At 64.8% G+C, this 18,129-nt stretch carries 18 protein-coding genes and 3 pseudogenes; 9 read left to right on the top strand and 12 right to left on the bottom strand.

What is annotated here, in order from left to right; translation table 11 throughout:
* Window positions 1-40: 40 nt before the first annotated feature.
* From ACPTTC_RS25120 to ACPTTC_RS25105, 4 genes and pseudogenes are all read right to left on the bottom strand, one after another.
* Entirely contained in the window at window positions 41-964 is a 924-nt protein-coding gene (locus ACPTTC_RS25120; RefSeq protein WP_423394366.1) for a lipase family protein, read from the bottom strand.
* 308 nt (window positions 965-1,272) lie between these two features.
* Window positions 1,273-1,368: pseudogene (locus tag ACPTTC_RS25115) on the bottom strand (ATP-binding protein); the annotation flags it as partial.
* 157 nt (window positions 1,369-1,525) lie between these two features.
* Window positions 1,526-1,717 (bottom strand): annotated as a pseudogene (locus ACPTTC_RS25110) (helix-turn-helix domain-containing protein); the annotation flags it as partial.
* A gap of 90 nt (window positions 1,718-1,807) precedes the next feature.
* Window positions 1,808-2,242, bottom strand: coding sequence for a lysozyme inhibitor LprI family protein (locus tag ACPTTC_RS25105; protein ID WP_423394365.1), 435 nt, complete (start codon window positions 2,240-2,242; stop codon window positions 1,808-1,810).
* Between the two features lie 450 nt (window positions 2,243-2,692).
* On the opposite strand from ACPTTC_RS25105, the gene ACPTTC_RS25100 reads away from it, so the two are divergent.
* Together ACPTTC_RS25100 and ACPTTC_RS25095 are read left to right on the top strand one after the other, a co-directional pair.
* A complete protein-coding gene (locus ACPTTC_RS25100; RefSeq protein WP_423395713.1) occupies window positions 2,693-3,538 on the top strand; it encodes a GNAT family N-acetyltransferase in 846 nt (281 codons plus the stop codon).
* 96 nt (window positions 3,539-3,634) lie between these two features.
* Window positions 3,635-4,282 (top strand): LysE family translocator, encoded by a 648-nt coding sequence (locus ACPTTC_RS25095; RefSeq protein ID WP_175966143.1) that lies wholly within the window; start codon window positions 3,635-3,637, stop codon window positions 4,280-4,282.
* Between the two features lie 105 nt (window positions 4,283-4,387).
* On the opposite strand, the gene ACPTTC_RS25090 is transcribed toward ACPTTC_RS25095, so the two are convergent.
* Window positions 4,388-5,020, bottom strand: coding sequence for a LysE family translocator (locus tag ACPTTC_RS25090; RefSeq protein ID WP_423394364.1), 633 nt, complete (start codon window positions 5,018-5,020; stop codon window positions 4,388-4,390).
* A gap of 116 nt (window positions 5,021-5,136) precedes the next feature.
* On the opposite strand from ACPTTC_RS25090, the gene ACPTTC_RS25085 reads away from it, so the two are divergent.
* On the top strand, window positions 5,137-5,598 hold the full coding sequence (locus ACPTTC_RS25085) for an Lrp/AsnC family transcriptional regulator (RefSeq protein WP_226197568.1): 462 nt from the start codon (window positions 5,137-5,139) through the stop codon (window positions 5,596-5,598).
* 122 nt (window positions 5,599-5,720) lie between these two features.
* Here ACPTTC_RS25085 and ACPTTC_RS25080 read toward each other — a convergent pair whose 3' ends face one another.
* The 7 genes and pseudogenes from ACPTTC_RS25080 to ACPTTC_RS25050 form a co-directional block, all read right to left on the bottom strand.
* Entirely contained in the window at window positions 5,721-7,115 is a 1,395-nt protein-coding gene (locus ACPTTC_RS25080; protein WP_423394363.1) for a collagen-like triple helix repeat-containing protein, read from the bottom strand.
* 408 nt (window positions 7,116-7,523) lie between these two features.
* A complete protein-coding gene (locus ACPTTC_RS25075) occupies window positions 7,524-7,823 on the bottom strand; it encodes a hypothetical protein (RefSeq protein ID WP_175966152.1) in 300 nt (99 codons plus the stop codon).
* Between the two features lie 279 nt (window positions 7,824-8,102).
* Complete coding sequence (locus tag ACPTTC_RS25070) at window positions 8,103-8,351, bottom strand: hypothetical protein (RefSeq protein WP_175966154.1); 249 nt, start codon at window positions 8,349-8,351, stop codon at window positions 8,103-8,105.
* A 98-nt stretch (window positions 8,352-8,449) separates the two neighbouring features.
* Window positions 8,450-8,977: a transferase hexapeptide repeat family protein gene (locus ACPTTC_RS25065; RefSeq protein WP_423394362.1), complete on the bottom strand. Its 528-nt coding sequence runs from the start codon at window positions 8,975-8,977 to the stop codon at window positions 8,450-8,452.
* A gap of 3 nt (window positions 8,978-8,980) precedes the next feature.
* Window positions 8,981-9,397 (bottom strand): annotated as a pseudogene (locus tag ACPTTC_RS25060) (electron transfer flavoprotein subunit alpha/FixB family protein); the annotation flags it as partial.
* A 117-nt stretch (window positions 9,398-9,514) separates the two neighbouring features.
* Window positions 9,515-10,303, bottom strand: a complete 789-nt coding sequence (locus ACPTTC_RS25055; protein WP_423394361.1) for an SDR family NAD(P)-dependent oxidoreductase — start codon at window positions 10,301-10,303, stop codon at window positions 9,515-9,517.
* A gap of 66 nt (window positions 10,304-10,369) precedes the next feature.
* Entirely contained in the window at window positions 10,370-11,206 is an 837-nt protein-coding gene (locus ACPTTC_RS25050; protein WP_423394360.1) for an alpha/beta fold hydrolase, read from the bottom strand.
* A gap of 137 nt (window positions 11,207-11,343) precedes the next feature.
* On the opposite strand from ACPTTC_RS25050, the gene ACPTTC_RS25045 reads away from it, so the two are divergent.
* From ACPTTC_RS25045 to dmpG, 6 genes are all read left to right on the top strand, one after another.
* On the top strand, window positions 11,344-12,123 hold the full coding sequence (locus ACPTTC_RS25045; protein ID WP_423394359.1) for an SDR family oxidoreductase: 780 nt from the start codon (window positions 11,344-11,346) through the stop codon (window positions 12,121-12,123).
* 153 nt (window positions 12,124-12,276) lie between these two features.
* Window positions 12,277-13,842, top strand: a complete 1,566-nt coding sequence (locus ACPTTC_RS25040; RefSeq protein WP_423394358.1) for a DUF1302 domain-containing protein — start codon at window positions 12,277-12,279, stop codon at window positions 13,840-13,842.
* 40 nt (window positions 13,843-13,882) lie between these two features.
* Entirely contained in the window at window positions 13,883-15,265 is a 1,383-nt protein-coding gene (locus ACPTTC_RS25035; protein ID WP_423394357.1) for a DUF1329 domain-containing protein, read from the top strand.
* Between the two features lie 96 nt (window positions 15,266-15,361).
* The gene (gene dmpE / locus ACPTTC_RS25030; protein WP_423394356.1) at window positions 15,362-16,144 is read left to right on the top strand and encodes a 2-oxopent-4-enoate hydratase; all 783 of its coding nucleotides are present in this window, start codon (window positions 15,362-15,364) and stop codon (window positions 16,142-16,144) included.
* Between the two features lie 10 nt (window positions 16,145-16,154).
* Window positions 16,155-17,054, top strand: a complete 900-nt coding sequence (locus ACPTTC_RS25025) for an acetaldehyde dehydrogenase (acetylating) (RefSeq protein WP_423394355.1) — start codon at window positions 16,155-16,157, stop codon at window positions 17,052-17,054.
* A 16-nt stretch (window positions 17,055-17,070) separates the two neighbouring features.
* Window positions 17,071-18,102, top strand: coding sequence for a 4-hydroxy-2-oxovalerate aldolase (gene dmpG / locus ACPTTC_RS25020; protein ID WP_226197579.1), 1,032 nt, complete (start codon window positions 17,071-17,073; stop codon window positions 18,100-18,102).
* Window positions 18,103-18,129 lie beyond the last annotated feature (27 nt).

The raw sequence follows: 18,129 nt of genomic DNA, 5'->3' as shown, positions 1-18,129 counted from the left end.
TTTTCTAAAACGCCCCCACATAGACGGCTCGACTGCCGCACTAGCCGCCAGATGGTGGCGGCATCGGTATATCGCCAAGCTGCAATCCGAGCAACGAAATGTATTCGTAGATGTGCTGATATCCGGCCTGCCCCTCATAGGTTTGGTAGTCGGAGTTAGGTTTGCCGCACAGCCGGAGCTCCATTTCCGCGCCTCCCATGCCCCATTGCGTATAGTTCAAGTTATTGCTTTCAATAAGACCCATGTTGTCGAAAATCGACTTCTTCAACGTTGGATCAATGACGTTAGCCGGGGGATCATATAGCGTCAAAGAAAAATCCATAGACGTCTCACACCAAAACATCGGAACAGTATCCAGTGTGTTGTATACGCGCAGCGCATTACCGGCCATTTGTTTATTGAAATAATTCGCAAAAATGCCGTCACCGGCCGTTGGCGCAGCGAACGTTTGACAATAAAAATTCAAGGCTGGAAGTTTGTCTTTCAGATAAAGCGCGAGTACCGACATGAGAGCACCACCAAGGCTGTGGCCAACCAATCTGATCGTCGCACCACTTTGCATTTTTCCCAGAAAATCGGAAAGCGTGCCCTGAGAACCAATGGAAGACGCCGTATTCAATATCGCGTTTACGCCCGCATAGGTCCCCGGCGATATGTTCGCAGGCACCGGGCAGCTCTTGATAAGGTTCTGCAACGGCACCATCGGGAAAATCAACAAATCATCCCATGAATCTCTAATAGAATCTTTGTTGGTCCCACTCGTCACTACGACGATGTCGTTATTCGCCCCACCAATCAGCACCACTGTGATGTGAGCCGCGTATTTTTCGGGAGTATCATCCAAAACCAGAGCGGGACCCCAGACCACGGCATAACCGCCGCCTACCTTGGAACCATTAAGACGTGAAAGAATATTGTCCTTCACCACGGACGGCGACGGATTCTTCATGTCTTGCCAAGACATGTATTGGTTCCTTGCCGCGTTGTTTACCACGTATGCGTGCGTGAGACTGACTTTCCTCTGCAGAGATGAATCTAGCGAATTCATAACCGCTCCTTGTTTCGAAGAAAAGTGATTTTCCAAAGAGGTCAACGACATTTCACTTCCTCACGGGCCAGAGCTTAGATTAACTTATCAAAGTGCGGCTCGTACCTGTCTACTTTACTAGGCGTCGCCGAAGTCAAACCGCCCCACGTGGGTCCTTGTCACACGGAGTCCGTTGCGCTCGCCCGCGTGCCCGTCTGCCCTACTTTTCGCTTGTCCTTCAAGCGCTAACTCTCGCCACTGATTTGCACGATGTGCGCGTGATGCAACAGTCTGTCGAGCATGGCTGCCGTCAGCGTCTGGTTGTCAGCAATGGCCGACGAAGCAGCGTTGACGAGCGCGAACTGAACGACGGCTTCCGGGTTGGAACCCGACGTCTGATTGTCCGAGTGACGGTGCGGGCGAGTGACGCTTCATGGCTGCGGATTCAACCCGTCGATGCAACGAATTGATGAAATCGCTCAGCCGATGCATCACTTAGCGCCCACGCCACTTCGAGACGGTCTGTTGAGTGATCCGCAGTTTCGCCGCGACCGTCTTGTTGTCGATGCCGTCGGCACAGGCCCGCACGATCCGCGCTCGCAATACCAACGCCTGCGCCGCCTTACGTCGCATCGTCAGGGCCGTGAGTTGATCGCGCTCCGATTCGCTCACCTTCGGTCGTCCGCCCATCGCCGCCTCGTCGTGTTCGTGCATTCACCAAACACTACTACAGGTGGCAATTTATTCAACGAATTTCTAACTCACAACACTAGCGCTACGCTAATCATGACTCACTTGCTTAAGCCACGCGTTTAATTCACGCGTACGATCACGTGTTCTGTCGATTTCGCAAGTCAGTAGATCAAGATTGCGATCTTCACCCGCCTCGTTTATCAGATACCAAGCGGTACACTCGTTGCCCAGAAAACGAACCCATTGCCGCTGAGCCTCGACAAATTTCACCTTGAGTACCGGATAGTTGACGTACTCGTCACGTGGCCGAGACATCAACTTCAAAACCTTTTGGTAAGTGCGGTTCAATTCGTCGTCTGCTTGCTGAAATTCATCTTGACTACGCTGCAGCAAGCACTCGCGCGCCACGCTATCCGGTGCGCAGCTCTGCGCTTGCGCAGGGGTGAGCCACGACAATGTCAGTGCCACGGCGACGCCGAACACTACGCGACGGGCGTTGGACGCCGATGTGCCAATATGCATTCTTGCTCCTGTTCCGGCTTTTCTCATCCGCATGGCGATCGGAGTAATTCTGGTGCCGATCGCTGTCGATAGCGCCGACTGAAACACATACCGTTGACTTTTTTTAACAAGCGCGACCAACTTCGGAAAAGCTGATTGTCAACGAACTATACGACCATGTCGAGTGACTGAAAATGGCAGCCGATACGAGCCAATCGCAGCGCACCTCGGATCGAAACAATCTTGATGACGGTTCCACATCTGATTCCAAACATTCGCCGGGCGCTGCCACAAGCATCCCCTTCGACCAACACCAGGTATCCCGCGACGGCACGGCGTCACCTTCCCGCTCTGGGGAGGATTATGATGACTCGTTCGGCAGCCACGGGTTCGCCTGCCGGCGCCTCCCCGATGCCCAGCCCATCCCGTAACGCGACGCGGCAATCCTCTACGCCGCGACTGGGGCGAACCATGGATCAACGCGAAGACTTCATCGTGCGCACCATGTCGGCCGACGAGGTCGCCATGGCGGTCGAATGGGCGGCTGCGGAAGGCTGGAACCCCGGCCTGCACGATCCGTCGTGTTTCAGGGAAGCGGATCCGGCCGGTTTTTTCGTCGGCGTCTGGCGCGGCGAGCCGGTCGCGTGCCTTTCCGCCGTCGCCTACGACGAACGCTTCGGCTTCATCGGTCTCTACATCGTCAAACCCGGGTTTCGCGGCAAGGGCTTCGGCATGCGAATCTGGCAGCACGGCATGCATTACCTTGGAGACCGCAACATCGGGCTCGACGGGGTCGTCGCCCAGCAGGCGAACTACCGGAAGTCCGGGTTTCGGCTCGCGTACCGCAACATCCGCTACCAGGGGCGCGTGGACGGCATCGGGTGCGCGCATGTAGCGGCAGCGGCCGACGTGCCGTTCGAGCCATTGCTCGCTTACGATCGCCAGTGTTTTCCCGCAGCGCGCGAGCGTTTCGTTTCCGCGTGGATCGCGCAGCCGGATGCGTTTGCGCTCGCGACAGTCGACGCTGGCCGTGTCGCCGGTTACGGTGTCGTGCGGCGTTGCAAGACCGGCTGCAAGATCGGCCCGCTCTTCGCCGATGACGCCGGCGTCGCCACCGGGATATTTCGTGCGCTGGCGGCGCGCATGCCCGGCGAGGTCATCGTGCTCGACGTACCGGAAACCAACCCCGCGGCCGTCGCGCTGGCGGAACGGCACGGCATGACGAGCGTCTTCGAAACCGCCCGGATGTACACGAAAGACGCGCCGGCGATTGCAATCGATCGCGTCTTCGGGGTGACGTCGTTCGAGCTGGGGTGATCGTCCCGAGCAAGGCGACTGTACGCGCATCGAGCGGGATCGCGGTGCCGTTTTCGCCGTTGTAAACTGCGGCAAACAACCACGAAAATCCACGACATGTCATTGCATACCTACCTGCTGTTTCTGCCGGCCTGCTTTGCGCTCAATATGGCCTTCGGACCGAACAACGTCCTTTCGCTGTCCAACGGGGCACGCAACGGCGTGCTGCACTCGGTGACCGCATCGTTCGGGCGTCTCGCGGCGTTTGCCATCATGATCGCGATTACCGGGTTCGGCCTCGGCGCATTGTTGCTCGCTTCCGAAACCTTGTTTTCGGTATTGAAGTTCGGCGGTGCAGCCTATCTCGTCTGGCTAGGTATCAAGTTGCTGCGTTCGAAGCCTGCCGAACAGCCTGTCGTCGAGACGGAGCCGGCGGTGGCCCGGAAGGACCGGGCGGACTTGCTGGTGAAGCACTGCAAACAGGAATTCTATGTGGCGGCCGGCAATCCGAAGGCCATTCTGATTTTTACGGCATTCTTTCCCCAGTTCGTCGACCGAACGCACTACGCCCTCAGCTTCACTGCCCTCGGCGCGACGTTCCTGATGCTGGAACTCGTGGCCATCGTGACCTACGCCGTGATCGGTGCACGGTTGCGCTCGCTGGCGACGAACCCCAAGGGCTTCACGTGGCTGAACCGGGCCAGTGGTTCGCTGATGATCGGGTTCGGCGTGTTGCTGGCAATGCTGCGTCGGCCTGCCGCGTAATCTCTCCCTCCGGGGATGGCCGCGTGCTGTCCTCGATGTCGGGACGCTCAATGACTTGATTCGACGCATCCGGTCACAACGCGACACGCGCGACGACGTATCGACCTAAACGACGCCACGCACGCCCGCGACGACCTGAATCAGGCCGAATACCGCGATGACCGCGGCCGACACGCGCGACAGCCCGTGCATGAACGCGAACGACATCTTCGTGCGCAGCGCGGCGGTCGTACCGCTCAGGCACAGCCACCACGTCGCGGAACCGATGAACACGCCGGCGACCATCGACGCCACGGCCGGCCACATCGCCCCCTCCCGCGCCCCGGACAGCGGGCCGAGCGCCGCGAAGATCCCGACGAACGACAGGATCGTCATCGGGTTCGACAGCGTCAGGCCGAACGTCGTCACGAAATCGCGCAGCACGGTCGTGCGCGGCAGGTTGCGTTGCGCGGTCGACGCGGCCGGCGCCTGGCGCGCGATAGTCCACGCGAGCCACACGAGAAACGCGCCGCCGCCGATTTTCAGGCCGACGGTCAGCATCGGGAATGCCGTGACGATGCCCGCGATGCCGAGCGCACCGAGCAGGCCGTAGATCGCATCGGCGCACGCGGCGCCGACGCCCGTCGCGAATCCCGCCTGAAAACCGCGGCTCAGGCTGCGCTGGATGCACAGCATGCCGATCGGCCCGACCGGCACCGCGATCGACAACCCCATCACGACGGATTTGATGAACAGCATCGCCTGCTCCTTGCGAGATGCAACGGGTGGAACAGGCATCGTAGGGAAAGTCCCGTCATCGCTGAATGCGGTTTTTAAGGAAAAATGGCCACTCCACCTTAAAAAATCCCGCCTCAATGGACGATCTGGACTGGAAGGTACTGACGCTGTTGCAGGCCAACGGCCGCATCAGCTACACGGAGCTGGCGCGCCAGGTGCACCTGTCGGTGCCGGCGGTGACGGAGCGCGTGAAGCGGCTTGAAGCGGCCGGGGTCGTCGAGGGCTATACGGCCCGGATCAATCCGGCCGCGGCCGGCTATCCGGTCAGCGCGCTGATCGGCATCACGGTGCCGCAGCCGGCGAAAGCGAAATTCCTCCGGTTGCTGGAGACCATTCCCGAAGTGGTCGAATGCCATCACGTGACGGGCGCGGACTCGTACATGATGCGGCTCGCCGCGATCAGCATGACCCATCTCGAACAACTGATCGAACGCATCAACCTGTACGGCGAAACACGCACGTCGATCGTGATGTCGACGCCGCTGCCCGCACGCGGGCTGGCGCGGCCGCCGTCGCAACGCGACGTCGTTCGCGATTGACGCATCGAGCAGCCGCGTCCGATCCGGTTCCCGCAGGGGATCATCCAGCAATCCTGGCCGGCGGTAACCGGAGGCCGAGGTTCGCTTGGCCGGTTACCGCCGTGACGATCGGAATCGATCGCCTACTTGCCGGCCAAGCCGCCAAGCAGGCCGCCCACCAGCCCCGTCACGGGCGCGAGCGGATTGGAGAGCCCACCCAGCGGCGAGCCGCCGCCCGTGCCGGTCGCGGAACCGTCGTGGACGGTCGCCGGCATGCCGCCGACCACGCTCGTCACCAGGCCGGCGACCGGCACCGCGCCGTTCGCACCGCTCGGGTTCACGAGGCCGCCCACATTGGTCACGGTGTTGCCGACCGCGCGAACAAGTCCGCCGACGCCACCGACCAGCGGCTGGGGCGACGTGGACGTCACCTTCCATCCCGCCGACGTGATCGCGCCGCCGATCTGCCCGAGCAGGCCGGCGACCGGCTGCCCGAGGCCGGTTGCCGTGCCGACCTGCTGCGTGACCTGGCCGACGGTCGTGACGAGCGGCGTGATCGCCGTGCTGATCGCCTGCGTCGTCTGCTGGACCGGGCCCGACGAAAGCGCCGAGCCGAGCATGGTGCCGCCCGTCTTGATGCCGCCCGCCACCGTATCGAGCAGGCCGCCGACCGGCGTCGTGAGCGGCGCCAACGGCGACAGCGGGCCGGTGCCGAGCGCCTTCACCGTTTCGCCGAGGCCGGTGACCGGGTTGCTGACCGAACCGACGATGGAGCCCAGCCCGGCAACCGTCGTGCCGACGGGGTTCGCCGTGAAGCCGATCTGGCCGATGCCGTTGCTCACGGCGTTCGACGTGTCGCGGATGATCGTGCCGGCGCCCGTGACCGTATCGCCGAGGCCGGTGGTCACGCCCTTGCCCACGGGCGGGCTCACGCCGCTGATCGTGACGCCCGCGTCAATGACGGCCGCGCCGACGGAGCTGATGATGCCGTTGGTGCCTGGGGTTCCGCTTGTGCCGCTTGTGCCGCTGGTTCCACTCGTACCGCTGGTTCCACTCGTACCGCTGGTTCCACTCGTGCCGCTGGTTCCACTCGTGCCGCTGGTTCCACTCGTACCGCTGGTTCCACTCGTACCGCTGGTTCCACTCGTACCGCTGGTTCCACTCGTACCGCTGGTTCCACTCGTACCGCTGGTTCCACTCGTGCCGCTGGTTCCGCTCGTGCCGCTGGTTCCGCTCGTGCCGCTGGTTCCACTCGTACCGCTGGTTCCACTCGTACCGCTGGTTCCGCTCGTGCCGCTGGTTCCACTCGTGCCACTGGTCCCACTCGTACCGCTGGTTCCACTCGTGCCGCTGGTTCCACTCGTGCCACTGGTCCCACTCGTGCCGCTGGTCCCACTCGTGCCGCTCGTACTTGTCGTTCCGACGTTGTTACCGCCCGGCGTCGGCGATGTGACGTCGCTGCCGCCGCACGCAGCCAATGCGCAAGCCGCGGCAATGGCTGCGACCGCAGCATTCGCCTTGATGAAATGATTTTGCATGGAAGCCCCCGTTCGCTTTTTTTCAGCTCGATCATCCCGACAAGCATCTATCGTGCCAATGCGATCGGCGTCGTCGACGGCTTCACACATACGCCGGACTACCGCGTTCCAACGAACATCCGGGCGGCGACGCGAGACATCCGCACTCGCCCCCACTCCTGCGATCAACCCCGCGTCCCGGGTAACACGTGCGTAACGCGGGCCCTGCGTTACGTAGCATCGTGTGACGAAAGACGCGGTCCCGCCCCTATCGCCATCGCTTCGTGCGATGCACGGGGAAATCGAAACCGCCACGACGGCCCGAGTTGACGCTTGAAAACCGTGTGTCAAGAACGCACGCAAGGCGTTTCGACACGCTCGCACGGGGCCGCGCCGGCGAACGCCGGCTCACCCACTCCCGCCCGACTCTCACACGAACAGCGATGCGACGATCGCACACCACACCGCACTCGCGCCGCACAGAAACACGCGCCGCGCGACGAACATCCGCGCCTCGTCGTCGGGCGCTTTCATCGGCGATGTCGCGAGAAACGGCACGCTGGCAAGGCACGCGAAGCCGGCCAGCGCGGGCAGGATCACGACGTAGTCGCCGAACCGCCACGGCAGCGGCTCGTGCAAACCCCAGTAGCCGAGAAACAGCATGCCCATCGAAAACATCGTCGCGGCGGCCGAACTGAGCGCGACCACCGATCCCGTCGGAAATTGCATGGGAGCCTCCCCTCGCGCGGCGTGCGCGACGCCGGATCATTATCCGGGCACGGAAGGAATCAGCACAACGACCGCCGATGGCGGCGGATGGAAATCGAGGCCCGTAGCGGCGTCTGCGCCGACGATGCATCGACGATCGAAAGAATCCCGATCCTGTTGGCCGGTTGCTCCCGCGGCACGGGGATCCGGGTGCGACACGGACGATTGCGGCGCCGCCGCACGGATGATCGTTGTCACGGATCGACAGCGATCGCTTTCACGCGGAAAAAGCGCCAGCCATCAACCCGGCTTCTTCGCGGCCTGCAAGACGGAAATCCAGCCCACCACCGCCGCCGCGACCCAGCAGCAGGCGATCATCAGGTCGAGATCCATCCAGCCTTCGAAGTTCGCGCTGTTTTCGAAACTGCAGCGCTGATGGCCCCTGACCCACACGCAGCCACCGATGAATTGCTGGATGTGCATATAGACGCTGTAGACGGCAAAAGCCGACGCAATGACTGTGAGCCGCAAACGGATGTTCTTTTTCATGTCATGCGGATGCCGGTGGGAAAGCCTGTGACGATCTTACGGCAACGGCAACCTGCCCGGCAATCCGTCGCATCCTGGGTCACCCGGATGCCCGCCGCTCACTCGTCGATCCGCCTGATCGTCCTCAGGCAGTCCGCCGCCAGTTGCTGATAGATCCGCGTGCCGTTCGCCTTCGCGTCGATCTCCGCATCACTCAGCCGCCGCACGACGCGCCCCGGCATGCCCGCGAGCAACACGCCGCCTGGCACGTCGTAACCGGCCTTCACGAACGCGCACGCGGCGACGATCGTCGTGGCGCCGATCGTCGCGCCGTCCATCACGACCGCATTCATCCCGATCATCGTGTCGGGCGCGAGCGTCGCACCATGCACGATCGCACCGTGGCCGAGGTGGCTGTTGACGCCGAGCCGGCAGGTCTCGCCGATCCCGACGTGCAGCACGCAGCCGTCCTGCACGTTGCTGCCGTCTTCGACGACGATCGCGCCGAAGTCGCCGCGCAGGCTCGCATGCGGGCCGATGTAGCAGCGCGCGCCGATCGTCACGTCGCCGATCACGACCGCGCTCGGATCGACATACGCGGTTGGGTCGATGCGCGGGCGCATCCCGTTGAATTCGAACAGCGGCATCGGTCAGAGCGCCGCGGCCGCTTCCGGCACGAGCGTGAACAGGTCGCCAACCACACCGTAGTCGGCCACGCTGAAGATCGGTGCTTCCGGATCCTTGTTGATCGCAACGATCACCTTCGAATCCTTCATGCCGGCCAGGTGCTGGATCGCACCCGAGATACCGACCGCGATGTACGGCTGCGGCGCGACAATCTTGCCGGCCTGGCCGACCTGATAGTCGTTCGGCACGTAGCCGGCGTCGACTGCCGCGCGCGAGGCGCCCAGTGCCGCGTTCGGCTTGTCGGCCAGCGGCTCCAGCACCTTCGCGTAGTTCTCGCTGCTACCGAGGCCACGGCCACCCGACACGACGATGCTCGCGCCCGTGAGTTCCGGACGGTCCAGCTTCGTCACGTCACGGCTCACGAACTGCGTCGCGTTCGCGATGTCGACGCCCGTCCGGTCGGATTTCACGCCGACCTTCACGTTCGCGTCGACCACGCGTTTTATTGCCACGAGCGCTTTCAATTGCCTGACTCCTGTCCCGTTGCGCGCGCCGCGTCAGCGCGCGGTAAACCCGCCGTCGATCACGAGCTCCGCGCCCGTCACGTAACGGCCCGCCGGCGACACGAGATACAGGATGCCGGCCGCAATGTCGCGCGGGCTGCCGATCTTCGCCATCGGCACATTGGTCTGCATGTACTCGAAGGCACGATCGGGGTCCTGCCCCATCTGGCGAAACGCTTCCTCGAGCATCGGCGTGCGGATATAGCCGGGATGCACGGAGTTCGCACGGATGTTCTTCGCCGCGTAGAGCATCGCGTCGACCTTCGCCATCATCCGTACCGCAGCCTTCGACGCGTGATACGCGGGCACGTCGGGCCCGCCGACGATCCCGTACATCGACGACAGGTTCACGATCGAGCCGCCGCCGGCCGCGTCGATATGCGGAATCGCGGCACGCGTGCACAGGAACACGCCGTTGACGTTCACGTCCTGCACGCGCTGCCATTGCGCGAGCGTGAGCTCGTGCGTCGGCACGTTGTGGCCTTCGATGCCCGCGTTGTTCACGAGCACGTCGAGGCGCCCGAAGCGCGCGACGATCTCGCCGAACACGCGCGCCACGTCGGCCTCGTGCGTCACGTCGAGCGACCAGCATGCGGCCTGGCCGCCCTGTGCGCGGATGTCCTCGACCAACGCTTCCGCCGGCTGCGACAGCACGTCGAGAATCGCGACGCTCGCGCCGGTGGCCGCCAGCGTGCGGGCCGTCTCCGCGCCGATGCCGCGCGCGCCGCCGGTGATCGCGGCCACCTTGCCGCGCAGGTCGAACAGGTCTTCGATGAGCTTCATGTCGTCTCCATGCAGGTGTTCAGACGGGCCGCCCTTAAAGCGGCCGGCCGTCAGGGGCATCCGGTGTTATCGCTTATTGCGCGTCGCAAGAAAATCGAGGCATTCCCGATTGAAATAGGCAGCGTGTTCCACCATCACCCAGTGGCCGCACCGGTTCATCAGCACGAAGCGCGCATCGCGGCAGCGTTCGAGGAACTTCAGCGCGCCGCCGACCGGATTGAAGCGATCGTCCGTGCCCCAGAAACCGAGCACCGGCGTACGCAGGTAGCCGAGCGCGTCGGTCAGGTTCGGCACGCTCATCGTCGACAGCACTTCGGTCGGCTGCTCGACGCACACCGTCATCCGCTCCGCGACGAGCGCGTCGGTAACGAGCGCCGGGTCGTGCACGAGCAGTGTCAGCAGTTCGCGCATCGTGTCGTCATTCATCTGGCGATGGGTGAACAGCTGCACCATCCGCTGAATCCCCTCCATCCGGAAATAGGTGTCGCGATCCTCGACGCCGCCCGGCGCCATCATGATCAGCCCGTCGACTTCGTCCGGGTAGTCGAGCGCGTACTTCAGCGCGATCGCGCCGCCGAGCGAATTGCCGAGCAGCACGGCCGGACCGATCCCGAGCGCGTTCAGCTGCGCATGCAGCGCGCCGACGAAGAAATCGAGCGTATAGGCAACGTCGGACGGCTTCGACGACTGCCCGTAACCAGGCAGGTCGACGACGATCGCGCGATAGCCGGCCGCCGCGAAGGCGGGCACGTTGTGCTTGAAGTTGCTGAAACCGCTGGCGCCCGGGCCGCTGCCGTGGATGAATACCACGGGCCGGCCTTCGCCCGCCTCGTAGTGGTGCAGGCGCAGGCCGCCCGGCACGTCGGTGAAGATGCCGGCCGGCGGCGTCGTGGGGATCGTCATCGCGGGTTGTCTCCTTCGTCGTTCGATGGATGTCTGCCACGATGATTGCGCCGCCGGCGCCAGCGGGCATCATCCTTTCAGACTACGAAGGCGCGCGCGCTTGTTCCTATCATCGGCCCACCGAAACGGAGGCGACGATGAACGGATTCGACTACAGCGGCAAGACGGTGCTCGTGACGGGCGGCACCAAAGGCATCGGGCGGCGCATCGCCGAGCGCTTTCTCGCGGCAGGGGCGCGCGTGTTCGTCTGCGGACGCAGCGCGCCCGACACACCGCCGTCGGCCGGCGGTCGCACGGCGGCATTCGTCGCGGCCGACCTGCGCGACATCGAACAGGTCGACGCGATGCTCGCGACGATCCGCGATGCGGCGGGCGGTCTCGATGTGCTCGTCAACAATGCGGGCGGTTCGCCGTTCGCGCTCGCGGCCGATGCCTCGCCGCGCTTCACTGAATCGATCGTGCGGCTGAACCTGATCGCGCCGCTGCAGCTCGCGCAGCGCGTGAACGCGATCATGCAGCCGCAGCCCGACGGCGGCGTGATGCTGTTCATCGCGAGCATCAGCGCGTCGCGGCCATCGCCCGGCACGGCCGCATACGGCGCCGCGAAAGCGGGCCTCGTCAACGCGGTCACGTCGCTCGCGGTCGAGTGGGCGCCGCGCGTGCGCGTGGGCGCGATCAGCCCGAGCCTCGTGCAGACGGAATCGGCCACCGAAGGCCACTACGGCGACGACGATGCGCTCGACGCCATCCGCGCGACGATTCCCGCCGGACGGCTCGCGACACCGGACGACGTCGCGTCCGCATGCCTGTTCCTCGCGTCGCCCGAAGCGTCGTACACGTCGGGCGCGAATCTGCGGCTCGACGGCGGCGGCGAGCGGCCCGCGTTCCTGTCGGCCGCGCAGGCGGCCGCGCGCTGATGCACGCATGACAAACGGTGCGGCGCTTTTCAGCAGCCTGCTAGGGAAGTCATCTAGTTCATTTTGACGATTCCCTGCTACCGCGATCTCCCTACTCTGCCTCTCACGACAACACATAGTCGACCGTCGTCGATACCCCCAAGAGGAGACACCATGCATCAACGGATTTCGCGCCGTACCGACAAGCGGGCAACCGCCACGCTGTCGACGCTGGCCGCCGCTTTGCTGGCATGCGCCGCTCCCGGCGCACATGCAGGCAGCACGATCGAGCTGGGCGCCGACACGACGCTGGACTACACGTTCACGCTCAGTTACGGCCTCGGCATGCGTACGCGTGCGCCGAGCGGCAATCTCCTCACGCCGGCGAACATCAACGGCGACGACGGCGACCGCAACTTCGCGAAGAACAAGCTGATCGAGAACCAGGTCAGCCTGCTCGGCGAAGTGAACCTGAAGCACGACGACTGGGGCGTGTTCGTGCGCGCGGATACGTTTTACGACCAGGCGTATCGCCATCCTAACTACAACGACGCGCCGGGCACCGTGAACCAGTCGGGCCAGTACAACACCTTCACGAGCGACGCGCGCTACTGGTCGGGCGGCCACACGACGCTGCTCGCCGCGTATGCGTACAACACGTTCAGGATCGGTTCGACGAGCCTGAACGTGAAAGTGGGCGACCAGGTGGTCGCGTGGGGCGAGAGCCTGTTCTTCCCGAACATCGCGGGCGCACAGGGGCCGTCCGACGCCACCAAGTCGTACATGGCCGGCGCCGAAGTGAAGGACATCCTGTTGCCGGTGCCGCAGATCTCGACGCAGTGGCAGATCACGCCGAACTTCAGCCTGCTCGGCTACTACCAGTTCTCGTTCCAGCAGAACCGGCTGACCGCACCCGGCACGTACTGGAGCTATTCCGACGTCACGGGCCCCGGTGCGCAGCTCATCATCGGCCCGGGTGGGATGATCATTCCGCGCGGCCCCGACGACAAGCCGAGCGCCCGCAACCAGTGGGGGATCGGCGCGCGCTTGCGCGTACTCGGCGACACCGAGCTCGGCCTGTACCACCTGCACTACAACGACATGAACCCGAGCGTCGTCACGACGTACTTCCCGACGCTCCAGTACCAGCAGACCTACTTCAGCAACATCAAGCTGACCGGCGCGAGCTTCTCGACACAGATCGGCCCGGTGAACGTCGCGGGCGAAGTGTCGTACCGCCAGGGCGCGGCGGTGCTCGTCAACACGCCGACGGGCCCGCAGTCGACCCGCGCGAACGTGCTGCAGACCAACCTGTCCGGCATCTACTCGATCGGGCCGAGCTTCCTCGCGAATTCGCAGTCGCTGATCGGCGAACTCACGTACGTGCACGCCGGCGGCATTTCGGAACTCGACGGCTCGACCACGCTCGCGAATTCGCGCAATGCGCTCGCGGTGGAGATCGCATGGACGCTCAGCTACAAGAACGTGTTCAACGGCTGGGATCTCGACGTGCCGCTGACCTACACGCACGACCTGACGGGCACGTCGCCGCTCGCCGGTGCGCTCGGCTCGCTGACGGGCCAGGGCGACCACCGCGTGACGGCGGGCGTCACTTTCACGCGCCTGAGCAACCTGCAGCTGTCGCTCGTCTACGCGAAGTTCCTCGGATCGCCGAACCCGGTCACGCGCGCGCTCGCGGATCGCGACTACGTGCTGGCCACGGCGACCTACCACTTCTGAGCGGCCCGGCCGCTCGTCATTCAGCAAGATGAGGATCGATATGAAACGCATTCATCTCCCCCTCCTGCGCGCGTCGGTGATGGCCGCGTGCGCGGTCGTCGCGACGGCGTCGTTCCCGAAGGTCACGCCGGACGACCTGAAGGCGCTCGACGGCCCGCTGACGCCGATGGGCGCGGTACGCGCCGCGAGCAAGGACAGCGGCGTGCCGGAGTGGTCGGGCAAGTGGCTCGGCACGCCGCCGGACGTGCAGTACAAGCGCGGCAGCCGCTACCCCGATCCGTTCGCGAACGACAAGCCGGTCGCGACGATCACCGCGGAAAACATGGCGCAGTACGCCGAGCACCTGACCGACGGCCAGAAGGCGATGTTCAAGCGCTACCCGGCCACGTTCAAGATCAACGTCTACCCGAGCCATCGCGATTTCCGTTACGCGGATTCCGTCTACAAGGACATCCGCACGTACGCGCCGGATTCGACGATGACGTCCGACGCGAACGGCCTCACGAACGCGCCGCCCACGGTGCCGTACCCGATCCCGAAGACCGCTGCCGAGCTGCTGTGGAACCAGCGCTTCTCGTCGGCGATCGGCGCCGAGCAGGCGACCTACGACCAGGCGGTCGTGTACTCGGACGGCAACATCGCGTGGGGTAAGGTGCGCTACGACATCTACTCGCCGCGCAATTCCGGCAAGTTCGACGTGAAGAGCGACCTGAACAACCGCACGTACTACCGCAACGCGACGGAGCTGCCGCTGTCCGATCGCGGCTCGCTGATCGTCGGCTTCACGAACTGGGACAAGGCCGGCGCGGACAACTCGTCGCGTACGTGGATGTACAACCCCGGCACGCGCCGCGTGCGCCAGGCGCCCGAGTACGGCTACGACCAGCCGCAAGGCCCGGGCGGCTTCCGCACCGTCGACGACGACCGCCTGTACAACGGCCCCGGCGACCGCTATGACTGGAAGATCGTCGGCAAGCGCGAGATCTACGTGCCGTACGACAACTACAAGGCGATGGACAGCTCGGTGAAGTACGCCGACCTGCTGACCAAGGGCCACGAGAACCCGTCATACATCCGCTACGAGCTGCATCGCGTGTGGGTGCTGCAGGCGACGCTGAAGAGCAACTACCGTCACCAGTATGCGAAGCGCGTGCTCTACATCGACGAGGATTCGTGGATGACGCTGCTCGCCGACAACTACGACGCACGCGGCCAGCTGTGGCGCACCAACGTCGCGACGACGCTGTACGCGTATGACGCGAAGGTGTTCTACCCCGGCGTCGTGTTCTACCACGACCTGATCTCCGGCGCGTACATGGCCGACCGCCTGACGAACGAAGGCCCGATGCCGAAGCTCGACAACAGCCCGCAGTTCAACGAGGCGTACTTCTCGCCGGACGCGATACGCAGTTCGGGCAACTAAGCAACCTGTCGGCGCGGCATGCCCGCGACCCACGCGCCGGCGCACGGTGCCGCCCGCAACGGCGGCCTGTTCCATTCGAGATTCGAGGGCCCTTTCATGTCTTCCCGCCTGCATACGTCGCTCGGCGACGAGCTGTACGCCGCGTGGCACGCGCGTGCGCCGGTCGCACCGCTGTCGAGCCGCCCGCGCCGCCTGTCGCTCGACGATGCCTACCGCATCCAGCAGCGCTTCATCGAACGCCGCGTCGAACACGGTGAGACCGTGGTCGGCAAGAAAATCGGCGTGACGAGCCAGGCCGTGCAGGACATGCTGAACGTGCGCCAGCCCGATTTCGGCATCCTGCTGTCCGGCATGCACTACGCGGCCGGTGAAGCGATCGTCGCCGATTCGCTGATCGCGCCGCGCGCCGAGGGCGAGATCGCGTTCATCCTCGCGCGCGACCTGCGCGGCCCCGGCATCGACCGCACCGACGTGATCGCCGCGACGGCCGCCGTCGCGCCCTGCTTCGAGATCGTCGATTCGCGCATCCGCGACTGGGCGATCCGCATCGAGGACACCGTCGCCGACAACGCGTCGTGCGGCGTGTACGTGCTCGGCGACGCGCGCGTCGATCCGCGCACGCTCGATCTCGCGGCGTGCGAAATGACGATCGACAAAAACGGCGAGCGCGTCGCGCAAGGGCGCGGAGACGCCGCACTCGGCCACCCTGCCGACGCGGTCGCATGGCTTGCGAACACGCTCGCCGCTTACGACGTGCCGCTGCTCGCCGGCGAGATCGTGCTGTCCGGCTCGCTCGCGAAACTGATTCCGGTCACGGCCGGCGACGCACTGTCGATGCAGATCTCGGGCATCGGCAGCTGCGACGTCCGCTTTATCTAAAGGAACCCTGATGAAGAAAATCCAATGCGCACTGATCGGGCCCGGCAACATCGGCACCGACCTGCTCTACAAGCTGCGCCGCTCGCCGGTGCTCGAACCCGTGTGGATGGTCGGCGTCGATCCTGCATCCGATGGTCTCGCACGGGCGCGCGAATTCGGCCTGAAGACCACCGACCAAGGCGTCGACGGGCTGCTGCCGCACGTGGCCGCCGACGACATCCGCATCGCGTTCGACGCGACGTCGGCCTACGTGCACCGCGACAACTCCGACAAGCTCACCGCGCTCGGCGTGCGGATGATCGACCTGACGCCCGCCGCGATCGGGCCGTACTGCGTGCCGCCGGTCAACCTCGACGCGCATCTCGACAGCGCGCAGGCGAACGTGAACATGGTCACCTGCGGCGGCCAGGCGACGATCCCGATGGTGTACGCGGTATCGCGCGTGCAGCCGGTCGCGTACGGCGAGATCGTCGCGACCGTGTCGTCGCGCTCGGTCGGCCCCGGCACGCGCAAGAACATCGACGAATTCACGCGCACGACGTCCGGCGCGATCGAACAGGTCGGCGGCGCACGCAAGGGCAAGGCGATCATCGTGATCAACCCGGCCGAGCCGCCACTGATCATGCGCGACACGATCCACTGCCTGACCGACGGGCCGCCCGACGTCGACGCGATCACCGCGTCCGTGCACGCGATGGTCAAGGAAGTGCAACGCTACGTGCCCGGCTACGCGTTGAAGAACGGCCCCGTGTTCGACGGCAATCGCGTGTCGGTGTTCATGGAAGTCGAGGGGCTCGGCGATTACCTGCCGAAGTACGCGGGCAACCTCGACATCATGACCGCCGCCGCGGCCGCCACGGCCGAGCGTTTCGCCGAACAGATGCTGGCCGCGACGGCCGCCACCGCTTGAGTCGAGGAGTCACACGATGTCACTTGCAGGCAAGCAGATCACCGTCCACGACATGTCGCTGCGCGACGGGATGCACCCGAAGCGCCACCAGATCACGCTCGACCAGATGCGCGACATCGCGCGCGGGCTCGACGCGGCCGGCGTGCCGCTGATCGAGGTCACGCACGGCGACGGGCTCGGCGGCGCGTCGGTCAACTACGGGTTTCCCGCGCATACCGACGAGGCGTACCTGAGCGCCGTGATTCCGGAGCTGAAGCAGGCGAAGGTGTCGGCGCTGCTGCTGCCGGGCATCGGCACCGTCGAGCATCTGCGCATGGCGCACGCGCTCGGCGTCGGCACGATCCGCGTCGCGACGCACTGCACCGAGGCCGACGTGTCGGAGCAGCACATCGGCCTCGCGCGCACGCTCGGGCTCGATACGGTCGGATTCCTGATGATGGCGCACATGTCGTCGCCCGGGCAGCTCGTCGTGCAGGCGAAGCGGATGGAATCGTACGGCGCGAACTGCATCTACATCACCGATTCGGCCGGCCACATGCTGCCCGACGATGTGACCGCACGGATCGCCCAGGTGCGCGACGCGCTGAAGCCGGAGACGGAACTCGGTTTCCACGGCCACCACAACCTCGCGATGGGCGTCGCGAACTCGGTCGCGGCCGTCGCTGCCGGCGCGAACCGGATCGACGCGGCCGCGGCCGGCCTCGGCGCCGGCGCGGGCAACACGCCGATGGAAGTGTTCGTCGCGGTATGCGACCGGATGGGGATCGAGACGGGCGTCGACGTGTTCGCGATCTCGGACGTCGCCGAGGATCTCGTCGTGCCGATCATGGATGCGCCGATCCGCCTCGACCGCGACGCGCTGACGCTCGGCTATGCGGGCGTCTACTCGTCGTTCCTGCTGTTCGCGAAGCGCGCGGAAGCGAAGTACGGGATTCCCGCGCGCGACATCCTCGTCGAGCTGGGCCGGCAGCGGCTCGTCGGCGGGCAGGAAGACATGATCGAGGACGCGGCGCTGACGATGGTGCGGGCGCGGTCGGTGGCGGCGTAATCGCATACGGCCGTCTTCCATCCGGAA

The sequence above is a fragment of the Burkholderia mycopellens genome (assembly GCF_964265025.1).
In the GTDB taxonomy this organism is placed as follows: domain Bacteria; phylum Pseudomonadota; class Gammaproteobacteria; order Burkholderiales; family Burkholderiaceae; genus Burkholderia.
This window is presented reverse-complemented; position numbering and strand designations above follow the sequence as displayed.